This window comes from Epibacterium sp. ABV4_022, from assembly GCF_056159345.1.
The window spans coordinates 1,775,063-1,787,595 of record NZ_JBSWVA010000001.1; the positions used below are offsets into that span (position 1 = coordinate 1,775,063).

Consider the following 12,533-nt stretch of genomic DNA (forward strand, 5'->3'; position numbering starts at 1 on the left):
GGTGATGACAGCAGAGATCGGCCTCTTTGGGAAACATCCGGGCTATGGAGATTTCCTGCGCGCCAATGTGGACCCTGCGGTCGGCGGCCATCTGGAGACCTGGCTTGACCGGGCGCTGTCCGACATCCGCGACCAGCAGGGGCAGGCCTGGCCGACCTTCTGGCAGCAGGCACAGGATCTGCGGTTCTGGATCGGGCGCGGGGTGCTGGGCCGCAGCCTGATGGGGGTGATGCGCTGTTCTCGTGACCGGGGTGGGCGGCGCTACCCGCTGGTGCTGATCGCGCAGGGGGCGGCGGTTCCGGCGCCGGTGCGCGATGGCGATCAGGCCCCCTATGCGGCGCTGACGGCGCATTTCTCCGCCATGCAGCCCGGGCAGGGCGGTGCCGCGCTGCTGGACGGGTTGCAGCTGCAATTGCCGCGCGAGGACGAGGCCGAGGCCCGGATCGGCGATACGCTCTGGGCGCATCAGCCCAACGGTGATCTGGCGGCGCTGCTGGATGCGGCGCGCGGGGCGGATGCGGAGCGGGCGCTGCTGACCCGCAGCTACTGGTGGTCGCCGGCGACCGAGACCCGGGCCGCGATCTGGCTCGGCTGTGCGGGCCTGCCCAGCACCGCGGCGCTGCACTGGCTGCTGGCCGGCACGCCGCTTGTGACCGGGCTTGCGACCGGGGAGGAGGCGTGATGGAGGGAGACATGGCCCTTGGGTTCGAGACCGGACAGGCCACCGATGTGGGCTGCCGGCGCCAGATCAACGAGGATGCGTTGCTGGCGCGGCCGGACCTCGGGCTGTGGGTGGTGGCGGATGGCATGGGCGGCCATGCGGCCGGGGATTTTGCCAGCCAGACCATCGTTGCGCAGCTTGATACGGTGGGTTGTGCGGTCTCGACCGAAGACCTGCTGGCCCGCAGCCTGGAGCGGTTGCAACGGGCCAACGACCTGATCCGCACCCGCAGTGGCGAGCTGGGCGGCAGCACCGTGGGCGCCACCGTAGTGGCGGTGCTGGCGCATGGTCCGACCTTTGCCTGCCTCTGGGCTGGTGACAGCCGGGTTTATCTCTTTCGAAAGGGTCAACTGGTACAGCAGACCCGGGATCACACGGAGGTAAACGCATTGCTGGCAGCCGGCACCATCACCCAGGCGGAGGCGGACACCTGGCCACGCAAAAATGTGATCACCCGTGCCATCGGAGTGGACGCCGCGGTGGCTTGCGATCAGGTGCAGGGCACTCTAGAGCAGGGTGACGTGCTGCTCTTGTGCTCGGACGGTCTGACCGAACATTTGCAAGACCATGAAATTGCAGCCTGTCTGGGCAATTTGCCGCCGCAGCAGGCCTGTGATGCGCTGATCCGCGAAACCCTGGACCGGGGGGCACGGGACAATGTGACGGTGGTGGCTGTCAGATGCGCGCCGCCCTTTGACGGGGCGCGCGCCAGTGAGGACGATATCTTGGATGATCTCGCATGACTGAGTCGGAAAGCCCGCGCCGAGGCGCAGAACGGCAGGCGTCTGACGCGGATGAAGACCGCACCAGACTGATCTCTCCCGAAGAGGCGCTGAAGCGCCCGCGTGAGGGCTCGGCGCGACCCGGTCCGCTGCCCGATCAGCAACCTGCGGCGGAGGCGGAGCAACACTCCTCCGCGCCGACGGAAATTGCCCCCTCCGCAGCTGACGCCGCCCCTGCGGCCCCCTCGCACGCGACCCCGGCCCAAGCAACCCCGGCCCCCGCAGCCCCGACCGGTGGCGCCCAGACCGAACTCGCGGCAGGCACGGTCATCAACAACAACTACCGCATTCAAACCGCCCTCAAGAGTGGCGGCATGGGCGAGGTCTATCGCGGTGTCGAGGTCGGCACCGAGGACCCGGTGGCGATCAAGGCCATCCGCCCGGACCTGATCCGGGATGCGCAGGCCAGCGACATGTTCCGGCGCGAGGCGCGCACCCTGCGGCTGCTGCATGATGATGCCATCGTGCGGTACTACAACTACGTGCATGACCGGGACCTGGACCGCTATTTCCTGGTGATGGAGTTCATCGACGGCATCCCGCTGTCGGATCACATCCGCCAGTACGGCGCCTTGCCGGTCGATGCCGGTCGTACCCTGCTGACACGGCTGGCCAAGGGGCTGGCCAAGGCCCATGCCAAGGGCGTGGTCCACCGCGACCTGTCGCCGGACAATGTGATGCTGGCCAGCGGCATCATCAGCGAGGCGCGGCTGATCGATTTCGGCATCGCCAAATCGCAGACCATTGCCGAAGGCACCATCGCCGGTCAGTTTGCGGGCAAGTTCAAATATGTCGCCCCGGAACAGCTTGGCCATTTTGGCGGCGAAATGGGGCCGGCGGTCGACATCTACGGGCTGGCCCTGCTGATGGCGGCGGCCCTGCGCGGCAAGCCGCTCGACATGGGCGGCTCCATCGTCGAGGCCGTGGAGGCGCGGCGCTCCATTCCCGACCTGAGTCAGGTCCCGGCAGAGTTCCGCCCCTTGCTGTCGCATATGCTGGAGCCGGATCCGACCCACCGGCCCGGCACCATGCGCGACGTGCTGCATCTGCTGGACAACCCGGCTGCGCTGCCGGTGCATTACTATCAGGACGGGTTTGCCCCGCATGAGGTCACCCAGGGCAGTCGCGGCTCTGCCTCGCCACTGTCGTTGCCGCCGCAACCCTCGCTGGCGAACCTTCAGGTGCCCAACACGGCCCGCCCGGCGCATATCCCCAGTTTCCCGCCCGCCCAGCCCGCAGCGCCGCCGCCGCAACCGGTGCGCGAAACGCGCGGCAGCGGCGGGCTTCTGTGGGGGCTGCTGGCCTGTCTCGCCCTGGCGGGCGGCGGGGGCTGGTACGGCTGGCAGGCAGGCTGGATACCGGGAGGTGCCGGAGCAGAGCTTGCAGCGCAGTCCGCCTCCGACCTTCCGGCGGCAGAGGGCGAGCTGCCCGCGATCGACACCGACACCCGAGAGGGGTATCTGGCCATGTTCGACACCGGCCCGTGCAGCCTGTCGACGCGCCTGTCCGCCGGTCGCAATGCCGGGCGGATCGAGACCTACGCCGCCAGCGACGGCGGCTTCGAGGGGCTGCCGGTGGCCTATGAAGAACGCTTTGGCGCACGTCCGTCTCTGCTTCACCGGGTGGTGTCCCCCGATCAATGCGCAGCCGTCGATTTTACCCGCAGCCTTCAGGGACGCTGGCCAGATCCGGTCAGCATGTCGCTCTCTGCCCATCAGGCCGCCAGCGGAGATGCCTTGCAGGCTCGGCTGCGCAGCCAGCCCGGGCAATCGCTGTGGACGGTGCTCATCACGCCGACCGGCGGGGTCTACAACCTGACGCAGCGGCTCAAGGGCGGCAGCAACGGAGCCTATACGCTTGATTTTGGACTGACCCTGTCGTCGGGGGCGGAGGCTGCCCCGCAGCTGGTGCTGGCGGTTGCCAGCGACACGCCGCTCGCGCGCGCGGCCATTCTGCGGGACGGCGCGCAGGCGGCCAAGGTGCTGCCGGACATCCTGCAGGAGATCCGCGACAAGGGCACCACCGCCAGTGCCGCGCTCGCCTATGTGTTGCTGTCACCGGCAGAGACTGGACAAGACGGTGATGAACCCGAAAACTGAGTGCCAGTGCCAGTGCCACGCGCGATAGCGCCTCTGCGGGCCGGGTGATCGCTCGCAAGCACAGCGTGATACAGTCGTCCCGTTTGGGACGGGTGGCGCTGGCTGGCAACACGCTGCGCAGGCCGACCGGGGCAGGGTGGCTGACAGATGAGGAAGATTTTTGATGAACGACTTTCCCAAGATCTGGTTTCTGCGCCATGGTGAGACCGAATGGAATGCCGAAGGCCGGATCCAAGGGCAGCTGGAGTCGGATCTGACAGGGGCCGGCCTGCAACAGGCCCGCCGCCAGGCGGAACTGATCGACACGGTCCTTGCTGCCGAAACGGTGCAACCACCTGCTATTGTCTCGCCGCTGCGGCGGGCCCAGCAGACGGCGCGCATCGCGCTTGGGGGGCGGCGGTTTGTCACCGATGCGCGTCTGGCCGAGGTGCAGGCCGGTGTGTTTCAGGGGCTGACCCGCCACGACATCGCGCAGCGCTATCCGCAGATCCACGCGCGGGCGGAAACCAATCTTGACCTGTTCTGCTCGGCACCGGAGGGCGAGGGCTATGGCGGCCTGCATGCCCGGGTTCTGGACCTGCTGCGCACGCTCGAAGCGCCCACCGTGCTGGTCGCCCACGGCCTCTGGGGGCAGGTGTTGCGGGGCATTATCTGTGGTCTTGAGTACGAGGACATGGCGGCGCTGCCCAATGAACAGGGCTGTATCTACGTGCTCGAAAAGGGCGCGGAAACGGTGCTGCGATAGGCAGTGTCGCAATTTCCGAAAAAACCCGCTGCAGCCCTCTTGCACTTTCTCTGCGCTTTGACTAAATCCCCGCTCACCGGGTCGTTAGCTCAGTTGGTAGAGCGCTTCGTTTACACCGAAGATGTCGGGAGTTCGAGCCTCTCACGACCCACCATTCTACCCCGAAAACACGTCAAATGGTCGCGCGGACGCAGCTTGTATTGTGTGGCAGTTTCCCATTTTGCGCAGCGGGTTTCCCAAAACCAGGTAACAGCAGCACGGACTCGGTGTTGGTTTGTTCCGTGATCGCATGCCGTGCGTAGTGCTCTGACATTCGCTTGGATCGGTGGCCGAGCATCGACCGGACGCGCTCAATGCCGCCGTAAAACTCGGGCGACTTCGCCACCGCATTGGCGATCAACGTTGCATTGGTCGTGCGGCGGCCCTGAAATGTCAGTCGTGGTTCAACGGCATGGAGTTTGAGGGGGACCCGCTCTTTCTTCCATGATGCGCCAAAGCCGCTACCCCGAGGCGCCCCTCTGGAACTCTTCAAGATCGGCACACTCGGATCTACGCGGTTTCTTTATCGCATCCACTCGTTATGTTCTTACGCTTCATTGCACGCCACAATTTGCGCGCCCGTGTAAGGAACGGTTCTACGCCCAAATATCCTTTATTTCTTTACGTAGATAGACCTGTGAGCGCGGAAGCTACGGAAAGAAAAAGACATTCATACGTTACTCCTAGAGTATTGTTTTGGTCTGAAGGGCATCTGTGTCAATAAACGGATCTGGATCAGTTGGTTTCGGAGATTGTTGGACTGATACTGGAAGTGGATGGGCGCAGGCGTTGTCGGACAAGGATCACACCAACCAATCCCAAGAGCAGGAGATCGCCAGCGGCCCAGGCCAGCCAAACTCCGACTTCGCCCGTGACCAAGGGCAGTAGAAAAATCAGGGGGATCACAAACAGATAAGGTTTGGTTAGCCCGAGCAACAGTGACGTTCGCGCATCCCCGATGGCCTGGAAGTGAGCGCCAATGACAATCAATGGGCCAGTGAGAAAGAACGTTAGAAACGCAAGCGGCAGGATGGCGCTTAGTTCTGCGACGACCGATGGATCCGAAACGAATGCAAATCCGATCTCTTCCCTGAAATGGATCAAGCATGCTTGCAAGGTCACAGCAAAGACAAACGCCGAGCAAAGTGCAAAACGTAGGCTTATGATCACGCGATCCTTGAGGTTTGCGCCATAATTGTTTCCTGTGATCGATTGCATCGCCTGGCTCAGCCCCAAAAGAGGCACGAACACGAATATCTGCAAACGTGTAATGATGCCGTAGGCAGAGACGGTTGTTGCGTAATCTCTCACGGCCAAGTGTTGCACCATCGCAATGATCGCCACTGATGCGATGGAAACGCTCAACAGACCCAGGCTCTGCGAAGCGCCAAGCGCAAAGATGTTACGCCATGCTGTAAACAGACGACCATCGAGCGCGTCGGAAACGCGCAGGCGAGTACTTTTGGAGAGCCCCCAAACATAGACGATCGCCAGACCAATGGTCTGGGCGGCAGCCGTTCCAATTGCAGCCCCCGCGACCCCAAGGCCGAGACTGACGATAAAGACGTAGTTGAACACGAGATTCGCCAAAGAAACGAACAGGCTCATCATCGTCATGAAGCGGATGCGCCCTTGGTTTTGCAGCGCCCTGGCGTGAAGCGAAAGAAGGAAGGCAAGAAGAGCGGTTGAGACGGTGATCTGCAGATAGGGTATGGCAAGACTCGCCAGGTCGTCGTCGCCTTTGGCCGCCATTTGCACAGCGGCTTCGCCGAACAAGGCAAAAAGCAGCACGAGACCTGCGCAAAGAGCCGAGGATAAACCGGTTGCGCCAGCGAAAAGGTCGCGCGCTTTTTCCAACGCGCCTGCGCCCAGATGCCGAGCCATCACGCTGGACATGCCCGCCGAAACCAGTGTTGAGAGGGCCGCAACCCCCATGTAGAATGGGAAGATAAGCGTGACGGCTGCAAGCGCCTCGGGCCCGACGAAACGGCCGAGAAACCAAGCATCTGCGATACTGATGAAACCGTGCACCGCCAATAGTAGGATGATCGGCAAGGCGGTGCGGGCGTAGAGCGCCCCCATGCCAAGGATCAGAAAAGGGTTCTTCGGCGTCTCCGTCATTAACAAGACACCTCGGACCCTTCTCCCGTGCCGTCGTCAAGATAGTGGCGAACGGTGAAGCCTTCGTCTGCAACAGGCGCTGCGAAATGGTCGGTCACGACGCGAAACTGTTCGTCGGTCACCGCGAACGGGTGACTATCGGTGGCGTTTCTTGCATGCAGCCTCGACAGGCACACATCGTCTGAGACGTCGAGGAAATGCAGGACGTGGGGTACGCTGGCAGCCTCGGCGATGGTTTTCAGCCATCTGCGCTGATCGCGCGTGTTTGCATGAAAGTCGAGCACGACGGAGACACCCGTCTCTAGCACCGAGATGACATGCGGCCGCACGATGTCCCGTAGCTTGGCGGAGCATCGCACGTAATCCTTCAGCGTCTGCATCTGATCGGCAAAGAGGGTCTTGAGCCAGACGTCTTCAGAAATCCGGATCGTTCCCGGTTGCGCGGCGAGCCTCTCCGCAAGGGTCGATTTTCCTGCAGCAACCTTACCACAAAGCAGGTGCAGCGTTGGCGTATTCACGGTCATGTGCATGAGTTCCGAATGTTTGGGTATCCGTTTGGCCAATGAGACGGGATCAAAGCGGGGGAGCAAGAAGGCGCTCCATCCAATCGCGGAGCCAGGCCTCAAGACCGAGCTGATCGGCGATGAGAAACAACGTTGGTACCGGCGCGACTGCGACCGCCGCGCAGAGGAGAAACTCTCTGAACGCAAGGGTTCGGCTATAGCCAACGGCCATCGCGATACCGCCACCGCCCCCCACAACCGTGTTGCCCGGCATATTGATCATGGCAATGAGAGACAGCCCCCGGAATCGCAGCATCCGCCGCAGGATTGGCCGATCACGAAACCTCTCGTGCAGAATGGCGATTGCAGGCGTGGGGTCCATGGAGTCGTCCTTGACGTTGCTGCGCTGGTACAAATGCGCCTGCCGCCCCGCGGTGAACGCGATGGTCAGGCCCAGGATGGTTGCTACATACACCGGCAGCGCCATGGAGGATCCCAAGACAAGCATGATGGCGAGGCCCATTTCGGCGCTTGGTACAAACGGGATTGCCAGCAACAGGACGTAGCCCAGCAAAAGGGTCCAGGTTATTGATGCTGATGGCGTGCCGGTTTTGAACTCTGCCATGACCGTGGAAGGCAGCTCCAGCCAGCGGAGTAAGAGGCATACCGCACCCCCCACCAGGAATGCCAAGCCGATCACGCAAAAACGTCTTATCACGAGGGGTGCTTTGCCTGTTTGAATGGTGGGCGCGGTAGGGGCGAGGCAGGTCATGACTGAACTTGTTTGTTTGCCGTGCCAAGTGACGCCCACGCGATCCACGAAATTGCAGCCAGCGCAAAGAATGCGACCGAGAAGTGCAGTACGTCGTCGAGGTCGGTCGGCGGCGCTAGGATCGCTGGGCCGGCCGTGAACACCACCGCAACAGCGGTCGCCGGACGAAGCCAGCGTGGCTCAAGCAGAAGCGACAGGAGGACCATTGAAATCGGCACAAGCGCCAAAAAACCACCAAGCAGCATCAACTCATCTGTGATCAGCGTGCCGTCGTAGTATCCGGTCAGGAGCATCTCGAGGTGCGATTTCAGAACGAACTGGTGAATGTCGCGAAAGATGATGTTCAGCAGGATGAACAGCCAGAGCGATGACAGCAGCGTGTGAGGATCGAGTTTGCGCATATCGGTATCTTCGTAATCTGGGTCTGAGGGCGTCAGGCTTGGGACGAAGCCCGACGCGAGACGGCCACAGGAAATGTGCGAGTCGCAGAGGCGCGGCGGATCAAGAACTCCGCGGCCACGAGGTTGGCCCCCCACGCCGCGATCATGATCAGATCCCGCACGAGACCAAGTGGCTCGACACCGGATAGTGCCATAGCTATGATGAGGAGCATCGTTTGTGTCGAAGCCCCCTGGCCAATGGCGTAGGACCGAAGCATTGCGGCGCGGTGCCCTGCGACATTGCGGGCGCGGATCGCGATCACCGCCCAGACAAGGGACGCGAACATAGCAAGGCTCAGAAAGACGCGTGCCCAATAGAGCAGGGGACCCTGGAGCGCTTGGGGGAAGACGTAGGACACAGTCATCCAAAGCCCGGTCAACGCGCTGATTGAGCCGGTTGCCACCACGATGCGGCCAAGGCTTCTGTGAAAGGCGGGGCGAGCCCGCCGTAAACTCGGCAGAAACTGCACCGCGCCGGCAAGACAGAAGATCGAGCTCGCCAGGATGTGGAGGATGATCGGAACCGGGGCGATGACCGCGCGCGGATTGGGTGGCACAAGCGGTGGCGCGCCCAAAAGTTCGGGTATCCGGACGAGGGCCAGGACTGCCGGAATGAAAGAGTAGACGAGCACGATCGCCAGGAATGCCCATTCGGATTTGGTGAGGCTGCGCATTATCGGATACCGGTTGTGTTGACGCGCGCTGTCGAAAGGAGGACGCGAAAGGTGCAGAGCGAGGTCAGCGCGGACTGCTGATATCGACAATCGAGCCGTCCAAATCATTCAAAAGTACACGCATCTGGCCGTATGGCGTCAGGGTCGGCGTTTCAATGATCCTGGCGTCGAGAGCCGTTGCGCGTTCGAGAACGGCCTCGAGGTCAGCGACAACAAACGTCAGTACGACGCCTGAGGGAACCGCACGGCATACGGCAGGCACTGTTTCATGATCTCGGCTTAGAATACCGAATTCGAAGCCCGGAAAGTCTGGGTGCGTCAGGAGGACGAACCAGTCGGAATCGAAATGACGGACGAGGCCGAGCAGTGTTTGGTAGAAGGTGGCGGCCTTGTCGGGGTCCCCGCTCAGGATGTTCGTGAATGCGCGGTACATCTTGCTGTCTTCCATGCGTTTCGCCCGGGATCGGCGCCAGAGTCGTTGGTTGGATTAATTTGGTAAGTGTGCCCATGCATCTGCGATTGGTCGATTGCCGAATACTGTTCATCTGCTATACGCAGGTGTATGAACTGGCAGGCGATCTCCTTTGACTGGAACCAAGTGCGCGCATTTCTTGCGACCGCCGAGAAGGGCTCATTCAGTGCTGCAGCCCGGGCTCTGAAGACGAGCCAACCGACAATCGGCCGACAGATCGGTGCATTGGAAGATGCGCTTGGCGTGACGCTCGTCGAACGCAGTGTGCGCGGTTTGAAGCTGACCGAAGCTGGTCGCAACCTTCTTGGCCATGTGCGCGCCATGGGCGAAGCTGCGACTCTGATCTCGATGGTGGCCGATGGCAGCTCTCAGGAGATCACGGGAGAAGTCACAGTGACCGGTACAGATTTGCTGTCAACATTTGTACTGCCAGGTGTGCTCTTGCCACTGCGGGAGGCAGCACCTGGGGTTCGTGTTCGTATTCTTCCATCGAGCGAGCAGAAAAACCTGACCGAACGCGACGCTGACATCGCAATTCGTCACGTCCGGCCGGAGCAGCCGGATCTGATCGCCCGGCACCTTGGCGATTTTCGCGCCAACCTGTTTGCAACCTCGGCCTATCTTGATCGGGTGGGGCGTCCAGAGAGTTTGCGCGACATTGCCGACTTCGATTTCGTCGGCAACGCAGACCCCGAACGCCTGATGGCACCGCTGCACAACATGGGCATACCGGTGCGCCCCGAGAGCTTTGTCATGTCCAGCGCGAATGGTGTCGTGGCGTGGGAATTGCTGAAGGCCGGATATGGTGTGTCGATGCAGCCCGAAGCGCTCGCCGATGCGGAACCGACTCTTGAAAGGGTTATCGCTGATTTCCCGACGCTAAAGTTTCCGATCTGGCTCGTCACGCACCGGGAACTGCAAACGAGCCGGCGTATCCGCATCGTGTTCGACACCTTGGCGCGAGGGCTCGCGGAACGCCTGGCGAGACAAAGGCCGTCGGGCCTTTCGTCCTAAACACTCTCTCCTAGCGATGGCGTTGAATAGGCGGAGCTCGTTGGTGGTGGAGGTCTGCAGCCCATAGTGTGACCAGAAGATGAGGTCACTGAAGGAGGCGGGAAAGGGTAACCGTCACGGGGGTGGAGCCGAGCCAGACGATGACGCCTGCGGCCAGGACGAGGGCGGTACCCAGTTCCAGAACGAATTCCTGTGGGGGCTGCTTATCCCATTTTGGTAAACGTTTATAGGCTCTGACTGGCAAGGCGCGACCAGTTCACCCAATGGCCTTGCAGGTGAGTGTGGCGGGCATCCGGAGATGCTTGCTCGTCCTAAAAGGAGGCCGACAGGATCTGGTGCATGGAAGGGCCGAATTTCTAGCGTGCGGCGCGGCGTCTCAATTGGTGGCAACGTTCCTTCGATGCGTCGTTTGCCCGGTGTTGCATTTCGGTCCTCGAAGCTCGGCCGTCGCAGCCTGATCTAAGCGGTGTACCTCATACCTGTCAGGTCATCGCCATGCGCGGGCGGCATGTTATGAGGTGCTCTCAGCGTCGGGATTGCCTCAGTTCACGACCCGATGCACGCGACAGTGAGGGTATGAAACCAGTCAAAGTCGGCCCCCTCACGAGGCTTTTGTTTTGCTTCGTGTACGAAACTGGACCGAAGCATAAACTGATACCTGTAACCAAACATAGATACCACGCTGGCAAGGAGGCAATGACCCGATAGGTTCAGCTTGGTGAAATTTCCGAGGTTTCATGCATTGGTGTATAGCTTATGTGTGAAACTGGGCAATCGACCAATCAGCAGCGCATATGCTTCTTTCACGCAACAGGGGTCTAGTACCTGAGTGTTATGAACTGAGGCAAAACCATGCAGAGCCTTTTCTTGGATGTGCTCGTGATTGGCTGCGGCGCTACATTGGTCATGGATACCGTGGCTTTTATCCTGAAACGTGCCTTTGGCGTTCAACCACTGGACTACGGTCTTGTGGGCCGGTGGGTCCACTGGCGACTTCGCGGCAAGGGGGCGCCGCGCCCGATCTCACAAGTCCCACCTTTCCGGTACGAGAGGTCCTTCGGGTGGTTCCTGCACTACCTTATCGGTGTCGTGTTCGCCCTTGTGTTTTTGACGTTGATGGGTGCCGGATGGGTGGCAACGCCAAGCTTGCTACCGGCATTGGTCTTCGGCGCGCTCACAGTTGCTGCGCCATTCTTCATCCTGCAGCCCGCGCTAGGTGCGGGCGTTGCCGCACGTCGTACACCCAAGCCGGGTCTCGCACGCGCGAAGAGCCTTATGGCTCACTTAAGCTTCGGCGCAGGGATCTGGCTAGCGGCGGTGCTTTGGGCATCGCTCAAGTGACGGATCGAGCGGCACTTGCTTCTAGGTGCTCCTACGCCCGGTGTATTGTTCGCCTCGAATTGGTGAGGGAATGTTGATTATCAAACCCTACAAGCCGGTCGATGCAGCCGCTCTGACGGAGCTCCAGTATGGGGGTGTCCACTCCACTGAGGCGCGAAACGAGGCTCCCGCAGAGAGTCCCCTCTACGCCGCGTATCGATCCACGAATATGCCATGGTTCTTCGGAAAGTACGGTCGAAGCCGGGCCATTTGCTCATCACGCCCCCTAAAGTTTGGGAGCTTGAAGCAAGATCGCCGGCGAACGGAAACCAAATTAACGGGTCCAGAGCCGAATATACAGCTCACGATTGGAGCCACGAAATACTGCCAGTACCTTGGATGTTTTTTTGGGTTTGTCGTGTCACAGGTGCCCCAACTCGGTCGTCATCTTAGTGCAATGAACTGGATGAATGCATGAGAGACACCACCGAAACCCTGCTGCCGTTGCGCGATGACCATCTGGCTCAGATGCCCCTGGGAATGGCCAAGCTGAATTTCGCTCTGACACCTTCCACACTCATCGAGTTGCGCGCGTCACAGAACAATCAGCGCGAGTTGCGTAACAAGATGCGTCTTTCACGCCCCGCAAGACCGGTGGGACGCAGGACAAGTTCAATCTGGTTTTCTTGGGGGGGGCGGGACGTGACGAACAGGTCTTCTTCGACGCCGAACGCGCCTTAGTGGCGGGGATAGGAAGAGTAACCGATCTCGATCTTGGAGGCGTTTGCGCAGCACGCGACAAAGATCGCCAAGGTCACCTTAGGCCTGTTA

Annotated in this window: 12 protein-coding genes and 1 tRNA gene; 7 read left to right on the plus strand and 6 right to left on the minus strand. The window is 61.2% G+C overall.

Going from position 1 to position 12,533, the window contains the following annotated elements:
• Positions 1 to 4 precede the first annotated feature (4 nt).
• The 5 genes from tagF to ACXAF5_RS08380 all read left to right on the plus strand — a co-directional run bounded on the left by tagF (position 5) and on the right by ACXAF5_RS08380 (position 4,501).
• A complete protein-coding gene (tagF, locus tag ACXAF5_RS08360; protein WP_474946247.1) occupies positions 5 to 682 on the plus strand; it encodes a type VI secretion system-associated protein TagF in 678 nt (225 codons plus the stop codon).
• An 11-nt stretch (positions 683 to 693) separates the two neighbouring features.
• Positions 694 to 1,464, plus strand: coding sequence for a PP2C family protein-serine/threonine phosphatase (locus tag ACXAF5_RS08365; protein WP_474946248.1), 771 nt, complete (start codon positions 694 to 696; stop codon positions 1,462 to 1,464).
• Entirely contained in the window at positions 1,461 to 3,602 is a 2,142-nt protein-coding gene (locus tag ACXAF5_RS08370; protein ID WP_474946249.1) for a serine/threonine-protein kinase, read from the plus strand. Before ACXAF5_RS08365 ends, ACXAF5_RS08370 begins: the two co-directional genes overlap by 4 nt.
• Before the next feature lie 163 nt (positions 3,603 to 3,765).
• Complete coding sequence (locus ACXAF5_RS08375) at positions 3,766 to 4,347, plus strand: histidine phosphatase family protein (protein ID WP_474946250.1); 582 nt, start codon at positions 3,766 to 3,768, stop codon at positions 4,345 to 4,347.
• A gap of 78 nt (positions 4,348 to 4,425) precedes the next feature.
• Positions 4,426 to 4,501 (plus strand) — tRNA-Val (locus ACXAF5_RS08380).
• A 620-nt stretch (positions 4,502 to 5,121) separates the two neighbouring features.
• On the opposite strand, the gene ACXAF5_RS08385 is transcribed toward ACXAF5_RS08380, so the two are convergent.
• The 6 genes from ACXAF5_RS08385 to ACXAF5_RS08410 all read right to left on the minus strand — a co-directional run bounded on the left by ACXAF5_RS08385 (position 5,122) and on the right by ACXAF5_RS08410 (position 9,344).
• Positions 5,122 to 6,507: an MATE family efflux transporter gene (locus ACXAF5_RS08385; protein WP_474946251.1), complete on the minus strand. Its 1,386-nt coding sequence runs from the start codon at positions 6,505 to 6,507 to the stop codon at positions 5,122 to 5,124.
• The gene (locus ACXAF5_RS08390) at positions 6,507 to 7,031 is read right to left on the minus strand and encodes a P-loop nucleotide/nucleoside kinase family protein (RefSeq protein ID WP_474946252.1); all 525 of its coding nucleotides are present in this window, start codon (positions 7,029 to 7,031) and stop codon (positions 6,507 to 6,509) included. Before ACXAF5_RS08390 ends, ACXAF5_RS08385 begins: the two co-directional genes overlap by 1 nt.
• A gap of 49 nt (positions 7,032 to 7,080) precedes the next feature.
• Positions 7,081 to 7,782, minus strand: a complete 702-nt coding sequence (locus ACXAF5_RS08395; RefSeq protein ID WP_474946253.1) for a hypothetical protein — start codon at positions 7,780 to 7,782, stop codon at positions 7,081 to 7,083.
• Positions 7,779 to 8,183 carry a DUF6326 family protein gene (locus ACXAF5_RS08400; RefSeq protein ID WP_474946254.1) on the minus strand — a complete coding sequence of 135 codons (405 nt, stop codon included), beginning with the start codon at positions 8,181 to 8,183 and terminating at the stop codon, positions 7,779 to 7,781. Before ACXAF5_RS08400 ends, ACXAF5_RS08395 begins: the two co-directional genes overlap by 4 nt.
• Positions 8,184 to 8,215: 32 nt before the next feature.
• Positions 8,216 to 8,896: a DUF2306 domain-containing protein gene (locus tag ACXAF5_RS08405; RefSeq protein ID WP_474946255.1), complete on the minus strand. Its 681-nt coding sequence runs from the start codon at positions 8,894 to 8,896 to the stop codon at positions 8,216 to 8,218.
• 64 nt (positions 8,897 to 8,960) lie between these two features.
• A complete protein-coding gene (locus ACXAF5_RS08410; RefSeq protein WP_474946256.1) occupies positions 8,961 to 9,344 on the minus strand; it encodes a VOC family protein in 384 nt (127 codons plus the stop codon).
• Between the two features lie 114 nt (positions 9,345 to 9,458).
• Here ACXAF5_RS08410 and ACXAF5_RS08415 point away from each other — a divergent pair, with 114 nt between their 5' ends.
• Both ACXAF5_RS08415 and ACXAF5_RS08420 read left to right on the plus strand, forming a co-directional pair.
• On the plus strand, positions 9,459 to 10,382 hold the full coding sequence (locus ACXAF5_RS08415) for a LysR family transcriptional regulator (protein WP_474946257.1): 924 nt from the start codon (positions 9,459 to 9,461) through the stop codon (positions 10,380 to 10,382).
• Positions 10,383 to 11,234: 852 nt separating this feature from the next.
• Positions 11,235 to 11,723 carry a DUF2938 domain-containing protein gene (locus ACXAF5_RS08420; RefSeq protein WP_474946258.1) on the plus strand — a complete coding sequence of 163 codons (489 nt, stop codon included), beginning with the start codon at positions 11,235 to 11,237 and terminating at the stop codon, positions 11,721 to 11,723.
• Positions 11,724 to 12,533 lie beyond the last annotated feature (810 nt).